Genomic DNA, 20,674 nt, shown 5'->3' with positions numbered 1-20,674 from the left:
AACGCTTTCCAATGAAGGAGAACCAGATGGCTGAGATCACTCGCGACGTGCTGATCGTCGGGGCCGGAGCCGCAGGGCTCACGGCGGCGAACGACCTGCGCAAGGCCGGCCTGTCGGTCGCCGTACTCGAAGCACGTGACCGCGTGGGCGGACGGCTGTGGACCGACGTCATCGACGGCGCCATGCTCGAGATCGGTGGCCAGTGGGTCTCGCCCGATCAGGATGCTCTGAAGGACACGATCGAGGAGCTGGGGCTCGAGACCTACAGCCGCTACCGCGAGGGCGACAGCGTCTACGTCGGCCCCGACGGCCGGACGCACCGCTTCACGGGTGAGATGTTCCCGGTGTCGGAGGCGACCGAGGCCGTCATCGCCGAGATCACCGAGCGCCTCGACGCCATGGTCGCCGAGATCGATCCCGACCGCCCGTGGGAGCACCCTCTCGCGAAGGAGTGGGACTCGATCACGTGGGACGCCTGGCTGCGCGTGCAGACCGACGATGACGAAGCCGTGCGCAACCTCGCCTTCGCGACCGGTTCCGCGATGCTCACCAAGCCCACGCACTCGTTCTCTCTGCTGCAGTCGCTGCTCATGGCGGCATCCGCCGGGTCGTACTCGAACCTCGTCGACGCCGACTTCATCCTCGACAAGCGCGTCGTGGGCGGTCTCCAGCAGGTGCCGCTGCTGCTCGCCGAGAGACTGGGCGACGACGTGCTGCTGAACCAGCCGGTTCGGTCGCTCGAATGGGGCGCCGAGGGCGTGACCGCCACGACCGACGACACCACCGTGCGCGCGCGCTTCGCGATCCTCGCGCATGCTCCGGTGCTCTACAGCCGCATCGCCTTCGCGCCTCCGCTGCCGCGTCGTCAGCACCAGATGCACCAGCACATCTCCATGGGTTTCGTGATCAAGGTGCACGCCGTCTACGACCGTCCGTTCTGGCGTGAGCAGGGCCTGAGCGGCACCGCGTTCAGCCCCTACGAGCTGTCGCACGAGGCGTATGACAACACCAACCACGGCGATGAGCGCGGCACCCTGGTGGGCTTCGTCAGCGACCAGAACGCCGATGACCTGTTCGAGCTGTCGGCCGAGGAGCGCAAGGAGCGCATCCTCGAGTCCCTCTCGCACTACTACGGCGAAGAGGCGAAGAACCCGATCGTCTACTACGAGAGCGACTGGGGCACCGAGGAGTGGACCCGCGGCGCGTACGCGGCGAGCTTCGACATGGGCGGACTGCACCGCTACGGTGCCGACCTCCGCTCTGCGGTCGGACCCATCCACTTCGCGTGCAGCGACATGGCGGGCGCCGGCTATCAGCACGTCGACGGCGCGATCCGCATGGGGCACCTCGCGGCCTCGAACATCGTCGACGCCGCCCGCGCCGCCGGCGACACCGCCGAGGTCGGCTGATGACCGGGGCGGTCGTCGTCGGCTACACGGCGACGGATGCGGGAGCGGATGCCGCGGCGCTCGGCGCCCGGCTCGCCCGCAGCCTCGGCGCCGTGCTGCACCTGGTGATCGTGCTGCCCTCGGAGGGCACCCGCAGCGCAGCGGTTCCCCCCGAACGCGCCTATGAGGACCACATCCGTCGCCAGGCGAAGGAATGGCTCGAGGATGCCGTCGTCCGCCTGCCGCAGGAGCTCACGCGCATCGGCCATGTGCGGTTCGCGGAGTCCTTCGCCGAGGGGCTGATCGCCGCGGGCGAGGAGTTCGACGCGAGGTTGATCGTCATCGGCACCGCCGGCGGCAGCATCTTCGGCCGCCACCGCCTCGGAAGCGTCGCCTCGGAGCTGCTGCACTCGTCGACGATCCCCGTCGCGCTGGCCCCCGCCGGCACGGCCGAGCAGGACGACCACGTGCTTCCCCGGGTGACGGCCGCGGTCGGCAACCGCGCCGGCGCCGACAACCTCCTCGACGAGGCCGCCGCGATCGCGACCGAGTCGCGCGTCGGGCTGCGCCTGGTCTCGCTCGTGCCGTTCGACGTGCCGCCCGGTCTCGACACCGGCGCGATCCGGGTGGTCGGAGACGCGCACGCGAACGACGTGCTCGAGGTGGCCAAAAGCCTGCTCCCCGACGAGCTGCAGGCCGAGGTCGAACAGGCCCCGGGCGACACCGTCGAGGATGCCGTCGCGAACCTCTCGTGGCTCCCCGGCGAGGTCGTGCTGGTCGGCTCGAGCCGTCTGGCGCAGCCGCGCCGCCTGTTCCTGGGCTCGACCGCAGCGAAGATGCTGCACGAACTGCCCGTTCCCATGATCGTCGTCCCGCGCACGCGCGCCGAAGCAGGAGTCCGCTGATGAGCAGCACGAACCGGGCGACGGAGCCCGCATCCGGTGTGACGACCGGCATCTCGCAGAAGGGGCTGAGCGCGGGAGCAGTCGGAGTGCTCGGAGCCGTCGTCATCGGCGTCTCGACGATCGCGCCCGCCTACACCCTCACCGCGTCGCTCGGTCCGACGGTCGCCGTCGTCGGAACCCAGGTGCCCGCGATCATGCTCGTCGGCTTCATCCCGATGCTCCTGACCGCGTTCGGCTACCGCGAGCTCAACCGCATGATGCCGGATTCCGGCACCTCCTTCACATGGGGAGTGCGGGCATTCGGGCCGTGGATCGGCTGGATGACGGGCTGGGGTCTGATCGCCGCCACGGTCATCGTGCTGTCGAACCTCGCCGGCATCGCCGTCGAGTTCCTCTTCCTGCTCATCGCCCAGCTCAGCGGCAACCCCGAGATCGCCGACCTGGCGTTCAACCCGATCATCAACGTGGTCGTCTGCCTGCTCTTCATGCTCGGCGCGACGCTCGTGTCGTATCGCGACATGCAGACGACGCAGAAGTTCCAGTACATCCTCGTCGGCTTCCAGGTGCTCGTCCTCGTGCTGTTCGCCACGGTCGCGATCGTCAAGGCCGTCTCGGGCGACGCACCCGAGCCCACCGCGTTCTCGTGGTCGTGGTTCAACCCGTTCGAGGTGCCGTCGTTCAGCGCCTTCGCCGCCGGTCTCTCGCTGTCGATCTTCATCTTCTGGGGCTGGGACGTCGTGCTCACCATGAACGAGGAGACGAAGGACCCGGCCAAGACGCCGGGGCGCGCCGCTATGGCAACGGTCGTGGTCGTCGTGGCGCTGTACCTGCTGCTCGCGATCGGCCTGATCATGTTCGCCGGCATCGGAACGGGAGAGTACGGCCTCGCCAACGAGGACATCTCGGCCAATGTGTTCTTCGCGCTGTCCGACCCGATCCTGGGGCCGCTCGCGTTCCTCGTCTCCCTCGCCGTGCTCTCGAGCTCGGCGGCGTCGCTGCAGTCCACCGCGGTCGGTCCGGCACGCACGCTGCTCGCGATGGGGCACTACGGCGCCCTGCCGAAGAAGTTCGCCCGAGTCAGCCCGCGGTTCTTCACCCCGGGATACTCCACGATCGTCTCGGCCGTGGTCGCATCCGTGTTCTACGCCGTGATGCGCCTCGTCAGTGAGAACGTCCTCACCGACACCATCCTGTCGCTGGGCATGATGATCTGCTTCTACTACGGCCTCACCGCTTTCGCGTGCGTCTGGTACTTCCGCAAGCAGTGGTTCGACTCGACCAGGAGCTTCTTCTTCACCTTCCTGTTCCCGCTCGTCGGCGGGGCGATCCTCGCCGTGCTGTTCGTGACGACGCTCATCGACTCGATGGATCCGGCCTACGGCAGCGGTTCGAGCATCGGCGGCCTCGGTCTCGTGTTCGTGCTCGGCGTCGGCATCATCGGCGTCGGTCTCGTGATCATGATCTGGCAGTTCATCAAGCGGCCGGCGTTCTTCCGCGGCGAGACGCTCAGCATGGATGCTCCCGCGAGCACCCGCAGACGCTGACGAAGCCCGCGACACCCGCATCCCACCTCCCACAGAAAGAGAATCCATGAGCACTCAGACTGAGCAGGCGCTGCTCGACAGCATCCCCACCGGCCTCTTCATCGGGGGAGAGTGGATCGACGGCGAGACCGGGGGCACCTTCGACGTCAAGGACCCCGCGACGGGTGCGGTCATCCGCACGATCGCCGACGCGACCCCGGGCGACGGCATCCGTGCGCTGGATGCGGCCGTCGCCGCGCAGGACGCGTGGGCTGCGACCGCGCCGCGCACCCGCAGCGACATCCTGCGCCGCGCGTTCGACCTCGTGCAGGAGCACAAGGAGGACCTCGCGCTGCTGATGACCCTCGAGATGGGCAAGCCGCTCGCCGAGGCACGCGGCGAGGTCGGGTACGGTGGCGAGTTCCTCCGCTGGTTCAGTGAGGAGGCGGTGCGCATCAGCGGCCGCTATGGCATCAACCCCGAGGGCACCGGCCACATGGTCGTCTCGCAGCGCCCCGTCGGTCCGTCGTTCTTCGTGACGCCGTGGAACTTCCCGTTCGCGATGGCCACGCGCAAGATCGCCCCCGCGCTGGCCGCCGGGTGCACCGTCGTGATCAAGCCCCCGGCACTCACGCCCCTCACGACCATCTTCTTCACGTCGCTGCTCGAGAAGGCCGGCCTGCCGAAGGGTGTCGTGAATGTCGTGCAGACCTCGAAGTCGTCGGCACTGTCGGCCCCCATCATCGCCGACCCCCGCCTGCGCAAGCTGTCGTTCACGGGCTCGACCGAGGTCGGCCGCAAGCTCATCGCCCAGGCCGCCGAGGGCGTGTTGCGCGTGTCGATGGAGCTCGGCGGCAACGCGCCGTTCGTCGTCTTCGACGATGCCGACCTCGACAAGGCGGTCGACGGCGCGCTGGCCGCGAAGTTCCGCAACATCGGTCAGGCCTGCACCGCAGCCAACCGCTTCATCGTCCACAAGGACGTCGCCGAGGAGTTCGGCCGCAAGGTCACCGAGCGCGTCAACGCGATGAAGATCGGGCGCGGCACCGAGGAGGGCGTGGCGATCGGCCCGCTGATCGACGAGGACGCGGTCGCGAAGGCCGGAGAGCTCGTCGACGATGCGGTCGAGCGCGGCGCGACGCTGCTCGCGGGTGGCAAGGCGGTCGAGGGCACCGGCACGTTCTACGAGCCCACCGTGCTCACCGACGTGGTCGCGGGCTCGGCGATCCTCCGCGAGGAGATCTTCGGCCCGGTGCTCGCGATCGCGACCTTCGACACCGAGGACGAGGCCGTGCGTCTCGCGAACGACACCGAGTACGGACTGGTCTCGTATGTCTTCACCGAGAACCTGCAGCGCGGCCAGCGGATGATCGACCGGCTCGAGACCGGCATGATGGGTCTCAACGTGGGCGTGGTGTCGAACGCCGCGGCCCCCTTCGGCGGCGTCAAGCAGTCCGGCGTCGGTCGCGAGGGCGGGCTCGAAGGCATCCACGAGTACCTGTCCACCAAGTACACGCTGATCCCGGTCTCCTGACCGACCGGCCAGAGGAGGAGAGAACATGACCGATTACGCCGTCATCAACCCCGCCACCGGAGAGACGCTGGCGTCCTTCGACACGTTCACGGATGAGCAGATCGAGGAGGCGGTCGCCGCCGCCGACGAGGCGCACCGCGAGTGGTCGCGCTCGTCGACCGTGGCCGAGCGCGCAGCGCTGCTCCGCCGCGCGGCCGAGCTGCACCGTGAGCGTCGCGAGGAGCTCGCCGACGTCTTCGTGCGCGAGATGGGCAAGCCGCGCGAGGCCGCGCTGGGCGAGGTCGACTTCGCCGCCGACATCGCCGAGTACTACGCCGACCAGGCCGAGGCGATCATGGCCGACCAGCCGATCGCCATCCTCGGAGAGGGGTCGGCGATCGTGCGCCGGTCGTCGCTCGGGCCGCTCGTCGGCATCATGCCGTGGAACTTCCCGGCCTACCAGATCGTGCGCTTCGCGGCACCGAACCTGATCGTCGGCAACACGATCCTGTTGAAGCCCGCTCCGCAGTGCCCGGAGTCGTCGACGGCGATCGAGGCGATCTACCACGACGCCGGATTCCCGAAGGGGGCGTACCAGAACGTCCTCGCGACGAACGAGCAGATCGCCGACATGATCGCCGACCCGCGCGTGCAGGGAGTCTCGCTCACGGGCTCGGAGCGTGCCGGCGCAGCCGTCGCCGAGATCGCCGGACGCAACCTCAAGAAGGTCGCGCTGGAGCTCGGCGGATCCGACCCGTTCATCGTGCTCTCGACCGATGACCTCGACGCGACCGTGCAGGCGGGCGTCGACGCGCGTCTCGACAACAACGGCCAGGCGTGCAACGGCGCGAAGCGGTTCATCATCGTCGACGATCTCTACGACTCGTTCGTCGAGAAGTTCACCGCGGCGATGGCAGCGGTGCAGGCGACCGACCCGATGCTCGACGACACTGTGCTCGGCCCGGTCTCGTCGGAGACCGCGGCGGAGAACCTGCAGAAGCAGATCGACCAGGCCGTCGAGCAGGGTGCGACGCTGCTGACCGGCGGCACCCGCGACGGGGCGTTCTTCGCGCCGACCGTGCTCGCCGATGTGACGCCCGAGATGGACGTCTACCGTGAGGAGCTCTTCGGTCCCGCGGCGGTCGTCTACCGCGTCGCCGACGAGGACGCCGCCGTCGCCCTCGCGAACGACACGACCTTCGGGCTCGGGTCCTACGTGTTCACGACCGACGCCGAACAGGCCGAGCGGGTCGCCGACAACATCGAGGCGGGCATGGTCTACGTCAACCTCGTGCTGGCTGACAGCCCGGAGCTGCCGTTCGGCGGCATCAAGCGCAGCGGCACCTCGCGCGAGCTGGGCCACCTCGCCGCCGACGAGTTCGTCAACAAGAAGCTGATCCGCATCGGCTGAGGGCCTGCATGCGAGAGGAGGGGCGGATGCGACACGCATCCGCCCCTCCGTCGTCTCCGGGCCGGAGCCCGCACAGGCACCCGGGCGTAGGTTGGAAGCATGGCAACCGTCGCAGCGAACATCGTCAAGACCCTCCGCGCCAACGGGATCGACCGTGTCTACGGCCTTCCCGGTGACTCCCTCAACGGATTCACGGATGCCCTCCGAAAGGACGGCGATATCCGTTGGGTGCATGTGCGACACGAGGAGTCCGCGGCCTTCGCCGCCGCGGCCGATGCCGCACTCACGGGTGACCTCGCAGTGGTCGCCGGCTCGTGCGGTCCCGGCAACCTGCATCTGATCAACGGACTCTACGATGCGAACCGCTCGCGGGTGCCGGTGCTGGCCATCGCCGCGCACATCCCCACCACCGAGATCGGCACCGGGTACTTCCAGGAGACCCACCCGCAGGAGCTGTTCCGCGAGTGCAGCGTCTACGTCGAGTACGTCGCCGACCCCAAGCAGATGCCGCGCCTTCTCGAGATCGCGATGCGCGCCGCGATCGAGCAGCGCGGGGTCGCGGTTCTCGTGATCCCCGGCGACGTCGCCCTGTCGGAGATCGCCGACGACCGAGCCGTGGTCATCGAGCGCTCGCGGCCGGTGATCGTGCCGAGCGGAGACGAGCTGGCACGCGCGGCGACCCTGCTCAACGCTTCGAAGAAGACCACGATCCTCGCCGGCGCAGGCGTCGAGGGGGCCCACGACGAGGTCATCGCGCTCGCCGACAGGCTGGGCGCGCCGATCGTGCACGCCCTCCGAGGCAAGGAGTTCATCGAGTACGACAACCCGTTCGATGTCGGCATGACCGGTCTGCTCGGCTTCGCGTCGGGCTATCGGGCCATGGAGGCGGCCGACACGCTGCTGGTGCTGGGCAGTGACTTCCCCTATGAGCAGTTCTACCCCGAGCACGCGACGACGATCCAGGTCGACATCCGTGGCTCGCAGCTCGGCAGGCGGCATCCGCTCGATCTCGGTCTCGTCGGCGACGTCGGCGCGACCGTCTCGGCCCTGCTGCCGCGACTCGCGGAGAAGAGCGATCGCGACCACCTCGACGACTCGATCGCCCACTATCGCAAGACGAGGGCCAAGCTCGACGACCTCGCGACGCCGACGAAGGCCGGTCGACCCATCCATCCGCAGTACCTCGCCCGGCTGCTCGATGAGCAGGCCGCCGACGACGCGATCTTCACCGCCGACGTCGGCTCGCCCACGGTCTGGGCCGCGCGCTATCTGTCGATGACCGAGAATCGGCGTCTGATCGGCTCGTTCACCCACGGGTCGATGGCGAACGCGCTGCTGCACGGCATCGGAGCCCAGGTCTCGCACCCCGAGCGCCAGGTGATCGCGCTCGCCGGCGACGGCGGGCTCGCGATGATGCTGGGCGAGCTGCTCACGCTCACGCAGAACAGGCTGCCCGTGAAGACGGTCGTCGTGAACAACTCGTCGCTGAACTTCGTCGAGCTCGAGATGAAGGCCGCGGGCTTCGTCAACTACGGCACCGCCCTCGACAACCCGAGCTTCGCGGCCATCGCCGAGGCCATGGGGATCTTCGCCCGACGGGTCGAGAACAGCGAGGACCTGCCGGATGCCGTGCGCGACGTGCTCGCCCACGACGGCCCCGCGCTGCTCGACGTCGTGACCGAGCGGCAGGAGCTGTCGATGCCCCCGGCGATCGAGGCCGCGCAGGTCAAGGGGTTCGCGCTCTACGCCATCCGCACGGTGATGTCAGGCAAGGGCGACGAGCTGCTCGACCTCGCGCGGGCGAACTGGCGTCAGTTCCTCTGAGCCACCGCCTGGGTGGCGACGACATCCCTCCGGGAGGATGGATCTGCGCTTTTTCTCCTCCCGGAGGGGAGATCTCCTCCCGACGAGGTGCAGCGCCCGACGCGCCTAACTGTCGAGGAGGTCCCGCACCTCGGTCGCCTCGCTGTGACGTCCGAGCGCCTCGAGCGCGTCGCCCAGCTCGAGTGCCGAGACCTGACGCAGCGGCGGGTGCGCGTCAGCGTGGTCGAGGGCGCTGCGGTAGACCGGCACCGCATCCGCCACGCGGTCGTCGCCGACCAGAAGGCGGGCGGCGAACAGCTCCGAGCCGCCGGCCGACCCCGCATCCCCGATGGCCGCGAACGCATCGGCCGCTGTGAGCGCGGCGGCCACGGCCTCGTCGACGCGACCGAACTGGGCGAGCGCCCGGCCCCGCGAGTCGGTGACGTCGGCGAGCAGCCATGCCGCCTCGTGCTGCTGGGCGAGCGCGGCGACCTCGTCGAAGAGGGCGAAGGCCCGGTCGTCCTGCACGGCCGCATAGGCCTGGCCGAGATTGTGCAGCACGTCAGCGAGGGCGCCGACCGCCTCGGGGGCCCGGCGGACGATCTCCGATGCGGATTCGAGCGACGCGATCGCCTCGCTGTGCTCGTCGAACCGGGCGAGGATCTTGGCCCGCTCGATCAGCGACACAGCCTGGTCGGCATGCTCCTCAGCCTCGCCGAAGAGCTCGGCGGCGTACCCGAACGCGCCGACCGCCTGTCCGAACTCGCCGGCCGAGCCGAGAGCGCGAGCGAGATGAGACGCTGTCATCGCTCGCGAGGCGGCTGCCACCTCGGCCTGCTCCTCACGCTCGAGCACCTGTCCGAAGAGCTCGGCAGCCACCTCGGCATCGCCCGCCGCGAGCATCGCCCGTGCGAGCCGGAAGTCGGCGCCGGCCTGGTCGCCGCCCTCCTGCGCGACGAGCCGCGAGGTGACCCGGTAGCGGGTGACGGCCTTCTCCGGGTCGCCAGCGTCCTCCCAGAGCGCCCCTGCGAGCAGATGCGCACCGGCCAGGGCCGTGGTGGCGCCGAGCCCCGCGAGAAGTCGGGTCGCCTCGTCGGCATCCGCAGCGCCCTCCGCGAAGGACTCGCTGCCGCCGCGCAGCCGGGCGCGCGTCTGCAGCGCCTGCGCGCGATGACCGATGCTGAGATCGTCCTGGGCCAGGAAGCGATCGAGCAGAGCGGATGCCGCCTCCATGTCGCCCCTGCGCAGCACGGCCGATATGGCGACGAGCGTCGTCGTGTTCGAGAGACGCGCGTCGCCGGCCTCGACGAAGGCGCGAGCCGCGATCTCGGCCATGTCGAGGGCTGCGCGCGGCTCATCTGCGTGCAGGTGCAGAGACGCACGGCTGATCGCCAGATCTCCGCGCGACCATGCGGGCAGAGCGTCCGTGTTCGCCAGCTCGTCCTCGAGCGCGGCTGCGGCCTCGGCGGTGTTCAGGCCGAACGTCGCGAGACCCAGGCGCTGCTCGAGATCGGCCTGCGCGTCGAGGCCGGCGCCGCGCAGCGCGGCGATGCGCGCGGGCAGCAGTTCGGCGGCCTCGTCGACGCGATCGAGGGCGATCAGGATGCCGAGGCGAATCGACAGCAGCTGGGCGAGCTTCGACGGGTCTTCGACGCTCAGCGCGTGCGGCAGGGCCTGCAGCGTCTCGTGCTCCGCGCCGAACTGCGCGAGGTTCATCGCCCGTTCGAACCAGGCGTCAGCGTCGGTCGGTGCGGCCGCGTCGGGTGCGGCGATGAAGGCGTCGGACCTGATCGGCACGTCGTAGTGCTCGTCCGCGAGAGCGCGCAGCCGGGCGATGCTGCGCGCGTGGCCCTCGGTGCCGTCTCGCCGATCGAAGTCCGCGCCGATGCGCTCGGCCGACGCCCAGGCCACGGCGGCGAGCTCGGCTGCACCCCATGGCCGCTCGTGCTCGCCGAAGAACGCCGTGAGCGCGGGGGACTCGGCGCCACGCACGGTGGCATCGCCGTGGCCCGCTGCAGTGACGCGATCGAGAGCGAAGGCGAACGCCGCCAGCGCAGCGAAATGGGCATCGACGTTGAGTCCGTCATGAGCCAGCCAGCCGATATGACGTTCGACCTGCGCGAGCGCACGTGCCTCGTTGCCGGTGAGAGCGGCGAACACGATGTTGTGGGCGACGATGCGCAGATTGTCGGGGTTGTCCTTCGCGAGCCGGTAGCTGCGCAGGTGTGCGCTCTTCGCCTCATCGACGCGGCCGGCACGGAGGTAGGGGACGAGCACGCGCGACAGGGCGTGCTCGGGCTCTTCGCCGCACGAGAAGCCGCCTTCGAGCATCTCCTCGACCAGGCGGATGGCCTCGGCATCCCGATCGGTCTCGGCGAAGAAGCCGGCGAACTGGCTGCGTCCGCAGGCGTCGCAATGGCTGTGATCGTCGCGGGGCGTGGCCTCCAGCTGCACACGCAGAGCCTCGGCGTCGTCGAGCCGACCGGCGTCCCAGGCGTCTTCGAACCGGGCGGTGAGCACTCCGCTCATGCCGAGGCCCGCCGCTCGATAGTGCGTCTCCATGTCGTCGAGGACCGCGGCGATCTGCTCGGTCGAGAACGCGGGCGACGACCGCAGAGACGAGGCCATCCACTTGAACTGCCACATCAGATCGGCCCCGCCGTGATCGAGGTCGGCGGGGAACCGCTGCGGGTCGGAGTCGTGTCTGGCCAGGCACCACGCGAAGGAATTGAGCATCACGTCGGTGGCGCCGTTCATGTTCGCGGATGCGGTCTGTCTCATCCGCGCCTCGTACTCCAGCCGCTCGTCGCCGAGCTCCACGGCCAGCGAGACGGCATCCGCCACGAGCGCCTGCTCCGCGGGGCCCCAGGGCGTGCGGTCGATCTCCTCGATGAGCTGGGAGAAGCGCGTCTGCGGACTGGTCATGGAGATCCTTCGAACGGAGCGAGCGGTCGGAGTGAGCGGTCGGAGCGAGCGGTCAGGGAGCGAGCGGTCAGAGGGCGTCGTCGAAGGGGATCGAATCCGCTTCGATGCCGGCAGACAGCGAGACGAGGTCCGAGAGCGCGGTCGACATGAGCGCGCGATCGGAGTCGGAGAGGGGGTGGTGGCCGGCCAGCAGCGCCTGGATGTAGAGCAGCTGCACGGTGCGGGCGAACACGGCGTCGTCCTGCACGCGCACGAGAGCGCGCACCACGCGGTTCGACCAGTTCAGGCACAGGCGCGCGCTGAGATCGTCGTCGCGGGAGGCCGAGACGGTCGCGTCGATGCGGTCGAGCACACCGCCCCACAGCGCACCGGTGATGCCCTTCGTGCGGCCGCGGTCGATCCTGCGCAGCACCTCGGGGTCGGCGACATACAGCGCTGCGAGTTCGGGCTGGTCGATCGAGCGCACGGTGACCGAGCAGCCGGATGCCGTCAGCACGCCGCCCGCTCGGGCCTCGAGGGCCAGGGCGGCCTCCCGATCGTCCAGCGGCGGCGGGTCGAGGCGGTCGAGCTCCCCGGCGACGTCGACGAGCTCGATCGTCACGTGGGGGTAGAGCTCGGGCAGTATCCGCACGAGGTCCGCGTCGTACAGGTAACCGCCGTTGACCAGCACCTCTGAGGCGGGTGAGATCCCGGCGACCTGGCGGAACTCGTCGACCGTCTGTGCGAAGCGCACGTGTGGGTATCGCTCGACGAGGTCTCCGATGCTCATCGTCCCATGCGTGGTCTCGAGGGTCAGCCAGCGCGTGATGAACTGCGCGAGCTCGTCGTCGTGGCGCACGAGCGACTTCAGGCCGACCTCGTGGATCGCCACGAACTGCGCCAGCCGGTGAGGCTCGCGCAGGCCCAGTTCGAGCACCCAGCGGCGGATGCCGGCGCCGAGCTGTTCGCGAACGCGCTCAAGGGCCGCGTCGTCGACCAGCGACTCTCGGCTCGCCGTCGGGGCGAGGCCGGTCGAATCGACCACGGCGCGCACGAAGAAGGCCCATTCGGGCAGCACGTCGTCGACCCGTTCGCCGAGCAGCATCCTGCCGAGGTACATGCGCGTCGCCTGTCGGGCGCCCGGCGGGGGAGCGTAGGGCAGGACGTAGGCGAGTCCTCGTGTGCCCGTCGCCGGCTCGCTCAGCTCGATCGCGTCGAGCGGGCTCGCGCCGAGCAGGTCGCGACCGTACTGCACCGCGCCGTCGATGTCGTCGGCGGGGTCGAGGAACGGCGCCCGCCTGGTGATGTCGATGTCCCCGTTCGACGACTCGAGGATCACCCGCACGGGGAGGAACTCCGCGAACGTCGTGGCCAGCTCGCGCACGGCTGCGGGGCGCAGCAGCTCGTCGGCGTCGAACCGGGGAGTGAGGTGCACACTCGTGCCGAACGGCAGATCGTCGTCGATCTCGACGACCCGGAAGGTCCCGTCGGCGCTGCCCGTCCATTCGACGGCCGGGCCTCCCCGCACGCTGCGTGAGCGGATCACGATCGAATCGGCGACCATGAAGCAGCTGAGCAGGCCGATGCCGAACTGGCCGAGGTAGTCGCTGCGGGGGAGATCGAAGATGTCGCGCTTCGAGCTGCGGCCCACGGTGGCGAGCAGATCGCCGACCTCGGCGGCGGTCAGGCCGACGCCGTCGTCGCGCAGGACGAACTCGCCAGCCGCGTCCGTCAGGGCCGTGATGCGGATGCTCCCGCCCTGGCCGTCGACCTCGCGCCGCGCGGTGATGGCGTCGCGGGCGTTCTGGAGCAGTTCGCGCAGATACACGCGAGGGCTGGAATAGATGTGGCGGCTCAGGAGGTCGACGACGCCGCGCAGGTCCACCTGGAACTGCTGCACGTCAGCGCTCACTGCGCCCCCTCCCTTTTCGTTCGCCCGCCGAGCCTAACAACAACGACGGGAGCGGACCCGGTTCGGCGCTGACCGACGGATGCCGTATGCTTGACGAGCAGTTGTTGTCTGCATTCTTTCGCCGTGCCCCGGTCCTTGCGGTCGGGTAACGATGGCAGGATGGAGATGACACCCCGAGACCTCCCGGTCTCTAGGGCGGTAGCTCAATTGGCAGAGCAGCGGTCTCCAAAACCGCAGGTTGCAGGTTCGATTCCTGTCCGCCCTGCGCGTCAGCACACGCTGACACACGAAAGGTACATTCAGGATGGATCAGGACGAACCGCGCGGCGAGGTCGTCGCGGCCGGCGCCACCCGCGAGAAGAAGCGTGGCATCGCGGGCTTCTTCGCAGGGATCGCCCTGTTCTTCCGTCAGGTCATCGCCGAGCTGCGCAAGGTCGTCACGCCGACCCGCAAGGAACTGGTCAAGTTCACCGCAGTGGTGCTCGTCTTCGTTCTCATCGTCATGGGCATCGTCTACGGTCTGGACACCCTGTTCGCCTGGGTGACGCACATCGTCTTCGGGGTCCCGGGCGCCTGACGCCCTCGCGGCCCTGGCCGCAGTGATTGGAAAGAAACAACGTGACTGAACGATATTCCGACGACGCCGACTGGGCGACGGCTGCCGAGCAGTCCAGCGAAGAGGACGAGGCCCAGGAGGGCAACGTGCTCGCTGCGGAAGAGCGGTCGTCCACCCCGGCCGAACACGTCGCCCTCCACATCGAGGACGTCGACGGAGACGACGACGCCGCTGCGCAGGACGACGACACCGACATCGACATCAACGACCCGGAGGCGGACGCGATCGTGAACGACGCTCTCAACCTGGACGAAGCGGCTGAGGCTGAGGCCGCCGCCGAGGTCCTCAACGATTCCGTGGCGGAAGAGACCGCCGAGCAGGCAGCGGAGGCGGCCGACGAGGTCACCCCCTACGACGGCCCCGACGTGAACGGCGAGGACGACCGCCCCGTCGTCGACGCCGACGAGGACGACGACCCCGTGGTCGCAGCCGTCGAGGCCGAGGAAGCTGCCGAGGCTGACGAGGACGACTCCGAGGAAGACCCCTACGAGGCGTTCCGCCTTGACCTGCGGATGCTTCCGGGCAAGTGGTACGTCATCCACTCGTACGCCGGGTTCGAGCGCAAGGTCAAGGCCAACATCGAGCAGCGCAAGTCGACGCTCGAGGTCGAGGACGAGATCTACCAGGTCGAGGTCCCGATGGAAGACGTGGTCGAGATCAAGAACGGCCAGCGCAAGATGGTCACCCGCGTGCGCATCCCGGGATACGTGCTCGTCCGCATGGAGCTCACGGAAGACACCTGGTCGGTCGTGCGTCACACGCCCGGCGTCACCGGCTTCGTGGGCAACGCCCACAACCCGACGCCGCTGCGCTTCGAAGAGGCCTTCAACATGCTGAAGTCGCTCGTCGAGGTCAAGGACGTCCCGACCGCGAAGAACATCGCCTCCAAGGGTGGCGTCGCCGTCGCGCGTCCGCTCCCGGCCGAGGTCGACTTCGAGGTCGGCGAGACCATCACGATCAAGGAGGGCTCGTTCGCGGGTCTTCCCGGTTCGATCAGCGAGATCAAGCCCGAGAGCGGCAAGCTCACGGTGCTCGTGTCGCTCTTCGAGCGCGAGACCCCGGTCGAGCTGTCGTTCGACCAGGTCACGAAGATGATCTGACGCACGCTTCTCCGAGAACGGCCGTCCCCTGCGGGGCGGCCGTTCTCGCGTTCTCGACCTGCTCTCGGATCAGGTAGACTTGTCTGGTTTGTGTGCCGCTTCGGCGTGCGCGAAGACGACCGCAGCCCGGAGATGCCGGGTTCGCGGGAGAGCGGATGCAACCGGCATCCGTTCGATGAAAGGAAGAGGATATGGCACCGAAGAAGAAGGTGACCGGCCTGATCAAGCTTCAGATCAACGCCGGTGCAGCCAACCCGGCGCCGCCGATCGGCCCCGCGCTCGGTCAGCATGGCGTCAACATCATGGAGTTCTGCAAGGCGTACAACGCCGCGACCGAGTCGCAGCGCGGCAACGTCATCCCCGTCGAGATCACCGTCTACGAGGACCGCAGCTTCACCTTCGTCCTGAAGACCCCGCCCGCGGCGGAGCTCATCAAGAAGGCAGCCGGCGTGCCCAAGGGCTCGTCGACCCCGCACACCGTCAAGGTCGCGAAGATCACCAAGGAGCAGGTCCGTCAGATCGCTGAGCAGAAGCAGGCCGACCTGAACGCGAACGACGTCGAGGCTGCCTCGAAGATCATCGCCGGCACCGCCCGCTCCATGGGCATCACGGTCGAGGGCTGAGGAGAATAATCATGGCTACGAAGTCCAAGGCTTACAAGGCTGCCGCCGAGAAGATCGAGGCAGACCGTTTCTACACTCCCGCCGAGGCAGTCGCCCTCGCGAAGGAGACCGGCTCGACGAAGTTCGACTCGACCGTCGAGGTCGCGCTGAAGCTCGCCGTCGACCCCCGCAAGGCAGACCAGATGGTGCGCGGCACCGTCATCCTGCCCCACGGCACCGGTAAGACCGCCCGCGTCATCGTGTTCGCCACCGGCCCCGCGGCCGAGGCGGCGATCGCCGCAGGTGCAGATGAGGTCGGCGGCGCCGAGCTCATCGAGAAGGTCGCCGGCGGCTGGACCGCGTTCGACGCGGCCGTCTCCACCCCGGAGCTCATGGGCCAGGTCGGTCGTCTCGGAAAGGTCCTGGGTCCGCGTGGACTCATGCCGAACCCGAAGACCGGCACCGTGACCCCCAACACGGCCAAGGCCGTCGAGGAGATCAAGGGCGGAAAGATCGAGTTCCGCGTCGACAAGCACGCCAACGTGCACTTCGTCGTGGGCAAGTCGTCGTTCTCGGCCGAGCAGCTCGACGAGAACATCGGCGCAGCGCTCGAGGAGATCGTGCGTCTCAAGCCGTCGAGCTCCAAGGGCCGTTACATCCAGAAGGGCGCCGTGTCGACCACGTTCGGCCCCGGCATCCCGCTGGACGTCAACGCCATCTGAGTGTGATTCCGGAAAGGCCCCCGCAGCATGCGGGGGCCTTTCTGCATTCCGAAACGACATCGAGCGTCATCGGATGTTGGGATGCGGGTCGGATGCCGCGTACTGTGAATGAGTTCCGCGCCACAGCACTCGCGCCTCACCGCACCCCAGGAGGGTCACATGTCCCGTCGTCTCATCGCCGTCACCGCACTGGTCGTCGCCGCCGCAGCGCTCACCGCCTGCAGCGGCAGCACCGCCCCTGCCGAGAGCGGCTCGAGTGACAGCGGATCCGGCTTCGGCCTCGTCACGGACGGCACTCTGACGGTCGCCACCGAGGGCACCTACCGTCCGTTCAGCTTCCACGATGACGGCGGAACCGGCGACCTGACCGGCTTCGACGTCGAGATCATCCAGGCGGTCGCCGACAAGCTCGACCTCGAGGTCGAGTTCCAGGAGACGCAGTGGGACGCGATCTTCGCCGGTCTCGATGCGGGGCGCTTCGACGTGATCGCGAACCAGGTGAGCATCAACGAGGAGCGCCAGGAGAAGTACCTCTTCAGCACCCCGTACACGGTCTCTCCGGGAGTGATCGTGGTCGCCGAGGACGACGACTCGATCTCGTCGTTCGACGACCTCGAGGGCAAGACCACCGCCCAGTCGCTCACCAGCAACTGGTACGAGCTGGCGACCGAGTCCGGCGCCACCGTCGAGGGTGTGGAGGGCTGGGCGCAGGCCGTCGAGCTGCTGCGTCAGGGGCGTGTGGATGCGACCGTGAACGACAAGCTGACCTTCCTCGACTACGAGACCACCAACAGCCCGTCCGGGCTGAAGATCGCCGCAGAGACCGATGAGGCGGGCGAGCAGGCGTTCGTGTTCACCAAGGACAAGACCGACCTGGTCGAGGCCGTCGACGGCGCTCTGGAAGAGCTGCGCGCAGACGGCACCCTGGCAGAGATCAGCGACAAGTACTTCGGCGAAGACGTGACCCAGTAGCCCATGGAGAACCCCTGGCAGCTGTTCTTCGACTCGCTCGGCCCCATCGCCCTCGCCGGGGTGACGGTGACGGTTCCGCTCGCGCTGATCTCGTTCGCGCTGGGTCTCGTGCTCGCGATCGGCGCGGCGCTCATGCGGATCTCGCTCAATCCCGTGGTGTCGGGGATCGCCAGGTTCTACATCTCGGTCATCCGCGGCACGCCGATGATCGTGCAGCTGTTCGTGATCTTCTACGGGCTGGGATCGGTCGGGATCAAGCTCGATCCGTGGACCAGCGCGATCATCGCGCTGTCGCTGAACGTCGGCGGCTACGGCGCCGAGGTGGTGCGCGCGGCCATCCTCTCCGTCCCGAAGGGGCAGTGGGAGGCGGCGTACACGGTCGGCATGAACCGCACGCGAACCCTCACGAGGGTGATCCTCCCGCAGGCCGCTCGGGTCTCGGTGCCGCCGCTGTCGAACACGTTCATCTCGCTCGTGAAGGACACCTCGCTGGCCTCGCTGATCCTCGTCACCGAGCTGTTCAAGGTGGCGCAGCAGATCGCGGCCGCGACCCTGGAGTTCATGGTCGTCTACCTGGCGGCGGCACTCGTGTACTGGGTGATCTGCCTGGTGCTGTCGTTCGGCCAGAGCGCACTCGAGAGGAGACTCGACCGCAATGTCGCTCACTGATCCTGCGCACTCACCCCGGTCCACCGCAGACGCGCTGCTCACCGCTCGCGGCCTGCACAAGCGCTTCGGCGACAACGAGGTGCTGCGCGGCATCGACCTCACGCTGCACCGCGGAGAGGTGGTCGTGCTGATCGGTCCGAGCGGATCGGGCAAGACGACGGTGCTGCGCGCGCTCAATGGGCTCGAGACGCCGGATGCGGGCACCATCGTCGTGGCGGGCGGTCCCGACATCGACTTCGCAGCGAGGGAGCCGGTGTCCAAGCGCACTCGCGCGCAGAAGCGTCTCGCGCTGCGCGATCGATCCGCGATGGTCTTCCAGCATCACAACCTCTTTCCGCATCTCTCGGTGCTCGAGAACGTGATCGAAGGACCCTGGCGCGTGCAGGGGAGGCCCAAGGCCGAGGTGGTCGCCGAGGCCCGCGAGCTGCTGGCGCGCGTGGGGCTCGCCGACAAGGCGGACGCCCGGCCGCACGAGCTCTCCGGCGGACAGCAGCAGCGGGTCGGCATCGTGCGCGCTCTCGCGCTGCGCCCCGATCTGCTGCTCTTCGACGAGCCGACGAGCGCGCTCGATCCCGAGCTCGTGGGAGAGGTCCTGCTCGTCATCAAGGAGCTCGCCGACGAGGGGTGGAGCATGGTCGTGGTGACGCACGAATTGAGCTTCGCGCGCGAGGCGGCGGATCATGTGCTCTTCATGGATGCGGGCGTGGTCGTCGAGCAGGGCGCTCCGGCCGACATCTTCGGCGCGCCGCAGCACGAGCGCACCCGGCGGTTCCTCACCCGCATCCTGCGGCCTCTCGAGGGCGACTGACGCGCATCCGCCCTCTGCGTCAGCCGCCGAGCACCGGCAGCACCAGGCTGACGGCCAGGGTGATCATGACGACGGCGATGAGCGCGTCGAGGATGCGCCATGCGCGTTCGGTGCGCAGCCAGCGGCCGAGGAACCGGGCGCCGAATCCCAGTGCGGTGAACCACAGGATGCTGGCGGCGATCGCTCCGGCGGCGAACAGCCACCGCTCGTCACCGTGGGTCGCGGCGATCGATCCGAGCATCAGGACCGTGTCGAGATAGACGTGCGGGTTCAGCCAGGTCAGCGCGAGTACCGTCGCGACCACCGGAGCGAGTGCCGTCCGTGTCGCCGTCGCCGTGCCGCCGCTCGCCCGCGGTGACGAGGCCTCGGCGCCCGCGCTGTCGACTCGCAGCTCCTCGCCACCCTGCCACGCGCGCCGGGCGGCGAGGATGCCGTAGGCCAGCAGGAACAGGGCGCCCGCCCAGCGAGCGACGACCACGAGCCACGGCGCCGCCGAGATCACGAAGCCGAGTCCGGCGACGCCGGCGGCGATCAGCAGGGCATCCGAGACGGCGCAGATGATGACGACGGGCAGCACATGCTCTCGGCGGATGCCCTGGCGCAGGACGAACACGTTCTGGGCGCCGATGGCGACGATCAGGGAGAGACCGAGACCGAGACCGGAGAAGACGGAGAGCATGTGTCCACGGTATGACGCCCAGAACATGAGCACCAGCGAGGATTCCTTGTGAACCATTAGCGTTGCTCATGTGAAGATCGATCCAGAACTCGCCGCCACGATTGCGGCCGTGGCCGACGAGGGCACGCTGGACGCGGCGTCCCGGCTGCTCCGTGTGACGCCGTCCGCGGTCAGTCAACGACTCAAGACGCTGGAGGACCACCTCGGGCGGGCGCTCGTCGTGCGCACCAAGCCGGCTCGGCTCACAGAGGCCGGCGAGGCCGTCGTGCGCCTCGCCAGACAGCTGGCGCTGCTCGAGCACGAGACGCTCGCAGAACTCGGTCTCGAGGGCGACGCACCCCGCACCCGCATATCGCTCGCGGTCAACGCGGACTCGATGGCCACCTGGTTCCTGCCGCCGCTCGCGCGGCTCTCCGCCGCACACGACCTCGACTTCGATCTGCACCGCGACGACCAGAACTACACGGCCCGGCTGCTCGAGTCGGGCACGGTGATGGCGGCGGTCACGAGCGAGGCGTCGCCTGTCGCGGGGTGCTCCGTCGCACCACTCGGCGTGCTGGAGTACCACGCGATGGCAGAGCCGTCCTTCCTCGAGCGGTGGTTCCCCTCCGGTGCGACACGAGACGCGTTGGCCGCCGCGCCCTTCGTCGACTTCGACAGACGCGACACGCTCCAGCATGAGTGGCTCGCCCGGATGGGTGTGGCCCCGCAGGGGGTGCCTCGGCACTACGTGCCGGCGTCTCACGACTTCGCACTCGCCGTGCGGCTGGGCCTCGGATGGGGGATGCTGCCCCTCCTCCAGAAGGAGCGCGAGCTCGTGCCGCTGGGCGGGCCGCCGCTGAGAGTCGCGCTCTATTGGCAGCAGTGGAACATGCGCTCCTCGGTGCTCGACACGATCGCCGCCGAGATCGCCGGCGAGGCGCGGCGCGTCCTCGCGAGCTGATCGCAGCCGGAAGCATGCCTGACCGATCGCCAGCCAGCCGACCGGTCACTCATGATGATGGACATTTCTTCATCAAACGAGCTTGCAAGTGGTGATTCTCTTCGCAGAAGGCCTTGAAACCCTCTGCATATTGGACGAAGCTGTCGGGAACGACACGAACACTCGGGTGCGGCTCGCGGAGGCGGCCATCCCCAGACATTCGGG

General features: G+C 68.7%; 17 protein-coding genes and 1 tRNA gene. 15 read left to right on the top strand and 3 right to left on the bottom strand.

Annotated features, from left to right (window positions below):
- Positions 1–26 precede the first annotated feature (26 nt).
- The 6 genes from AB0N61_RS02035 to poxB all read left to right on the top strand — a co-directional run bounded on the left by AB0N61_RS02035 (position 27) and on the right by poxB (position 8,564).
- The gene (locus tag AB0N61_RS02035) at positions 27–1,409 is read left to right on the top strand and encodes an NAD(P)/FAD-dependent oxidoreductase (RefSeq protein WP_363361357.1); all 1,383 of its coding nucleotides are present in this window, start codon (positions 27–29) and stop codon (positions 1,407–1,409) included.
- Positions 1,409–2,293, top strand: a complete 885-nt coding sequence (locus tag AB0N61_RS02030; protein WP_363361356.1) for a universal stress protein — start codon at positions 1,409–1,411, stop codon at positions 2,291–2,293. Before AB0N61_RS02035 ends, AB0N61_RS02030 begins: the two co-directional genes overlap by 1 nt.
- Entirely contained in the window at positions 2,293–3,837 is a 1,545-nt protein-coding gene (locus tag AB0N61_RS02025; RefSeq protein WP_363361354.1) for an APC family permease, read from the top strand. The genes AB0N61_RS02030 and AB0N61_RS02025 overlap by 1 nt, the downstream gene beginning before the upstream one ends.
- Before the next feature lie 46 nt (positions 3,838–3,883).
- Positions 3,884–5,350, top strand: a complete 1,467-nt coding sequence (locus AB0N61_RS02020; protein ID WP_167948020.1) for an NAD-dependent succinate-semialdehyde dehydrogenase — start codon at positions 3,884–3,886, stop codon at positions 5,348–5,350.
- A 25-nt stretch (positions 5,351–5,375) separates the two neighbouring features.
- A complete protein-coding gene (locus AB0N61_RS02015; protein WP_363361351.1) occupies positions 5,376–6,740 on the top strand; it encodes an NAD-dependent succinate-semialdehyde dehydrogenase in 1,365 nt (454 codons plus the stop codon).
- Between the two features lie 99 nt (positions 6,741–6,839).
- Positions 6,840–8,564: a ubiquinone-dependent pyruvate dehydrogenase gene (poxB, locus tag AB0N61_RS02010; protein WP_363361349.1), complete on the top strand. Its 1,725-nt coding sequence runs from the start codon at positions 6,840–6,842 to the stop codon at positions 8,562–8,564.
- Positions 8,565–8,669: 105 nt separating this feature from the next.
- Here poxB and AB0N61_RS02005 read toward each other — a convergent pair whose 3' ends face one another.
- Together AB0N61_RS02005 and AB0N61_RS02000 are read right to left on the bottom strand one after the other, a co-directional pair.
- On the bottom strand, positions 8,670–11,468 hold the full coding sequence (locus tag AB0N61_RS02005; RefSeq protein ID WP_363361348.1) for a hypothetical protein: 2,799 nt from the start codon (positions 11,466–11,468) through the stop codon (positions 8,670–8,672).
- 67 nt (positions 11,469–11,535) lie between these two features.
- A complete protein-coding gene (locus AB0N61_RS02000) occupies positions 11,536–13,359 on the bottom strand; it encodes an HSP90 family protein (protein ID WP_363361346.1) in 1,824 nt (607 codons plus the stop codon).
- Between the two features lie 192 nt (positions 13,360–13,551).
- Here AB0N61_RS02000 and AB0N61_RS01995 point away from each other — a divergent pair.
- From AB0N61_RS01995 to AB0N61_RS01960, 8 genes are all read left to right on the top strand, one after another.
- Positions 13,552–13,624, top strand: a tRNA-Trp gene (locus tag AB0N61_RS01995).
- A gap of 39 nt (positions 13,625–13,663) precedes the next feature.
- A complete protein-coding gene (secE, locus tag AB0N61_RS01990) occupies positions 13,664–13,936 on the top strand; it encodes a preprotein translocase subunit SecE (RefSeq protein ID WP_042539545.1) in 273 nt (90 codons plus the stop codon).
- 41 nt (positions 13,937–13,977) lie between these two features.
- Positions 13,978–15,075 carry a transcription termination/antitermination protein NusG gene (gene nusG / locus AB0N61_RS01985; RefSeq protein ID WP_363361343.1) on the top strand — a complete coding sequence of 366 codons (1,098 nt, stop codon included), beginning with the start codon at positions 13,978–13,980 and terminating at the stop codon, positions 15,073–15,075.
- A gap of 191 nt (positions 15,076–15,266) precedes the next feature.
- Positions 15,267–15,698, top strand: coding sequence for a 50S ribosomal protein L11 (rplK, locus tag AB0N61_RS01980; protein WP_167948014.1), 432 nt, complete (start codon positions 15,267–15,269; stop codon positions 15,696–15,698).
- 11 nt (positions 15,699–15,709) lie between these two features.
- Positions 15,710–16,399, top strand: a complete 690-nt coding sequence (rplA, locus tag AB0N61_RS01975) for a 50S ribosomal protein L1 (RefSeq protein WP_167948013.1) — start codon at positions 15,710–15,712, stop codon at positions 16,397–16,399.
- 159 nt (positions 16,400–16,558) lie between these two features.
- Complete coding sequence (locus tag AB0N61_RS01970) at positions 16,559–17,371, top strand: amino acid ABC transporter substrate-binding protein (RefSeq protein ID WP_363361341.1); 813 nt, start codon at positions 16,559–16,561, stop codon at positions 17,369–17,371.
- Positions 17,372–17,374: 3 nt separating this feature from the next.
- The gene (locus AB0N61_RS01965; RefSeq protein ID WP_167948011.1) at positions 17,375–18,040 is read left to right on the top strand and encodes an amino acid ABC transporter permease; all 666 of its coding nucleotides are present in this window, start codon (positions 17,375–17,377) and stop codon (positions 18,038–18,040) included.
- Positions 18,027–18,848, top strand: coding sequence for an amino acid ABC transporter ATP-binding protein (locus tag AB0N61_RS01960; RefSeq protein WP_363361339.1), 822 nt, complete (start codon positions 18,027–18,029; stop codon positions 18,846–18,848). The genes AB0N61_RS01965 and AB0N61_RS01960 overlap by 14 nt, the downstream gene beginning before the upstream one ends.
- 19 nt (positions 18,849–18,867) lie before the next feature.
- Here the strand turns inward: AB0N61_RS01960 and lysE are convergent, their stop codons facing one another.
- On the bottom strand, positions 18,868–19,527 hold the full coding sequence (lysE, locus tag AB0N61_RS01955; RefSeq protein WP_363361337.1) for an L-lysine exporter: 660 nt from the start codon (positions 19,525–19,527) through the stop codon (positions 18,868–18,870).
- Between the two features lie 70 nt (positions 19,528–19,597).
- Here lysE and AB0N61_RS01950 point away from each other — a divergent pair, with 70 nt between their 5' ends.
- Positions 19,598–20,470 (top strand): LysR family transcriptional regulator ArgP, encoded by an 873-nt coding sequence (locus AB0N61_RS01950; protein WP_363361336.1) that lies wholly within the window; start codon positions 19,598–19,600, stop codon positions 20,468–20,470.
- The last annotated feature ends 204 nt before the right edge of the window (positions 20,471–20,674 follow it).

The sequence above is a fragment of the Microbacterium sp. NPDC089320 genome (assembly GCF_040684875.1).
Lineage (GTDB): Bacteria > Actinomycetota > Actinomycetes > Actinomycetales > Microbacteriaceae > Microbacterium.
Note: the sequence above shows the minus strand (reverse complement) of the source record. Positions and strands in the feature narration are given on the sequence as shown.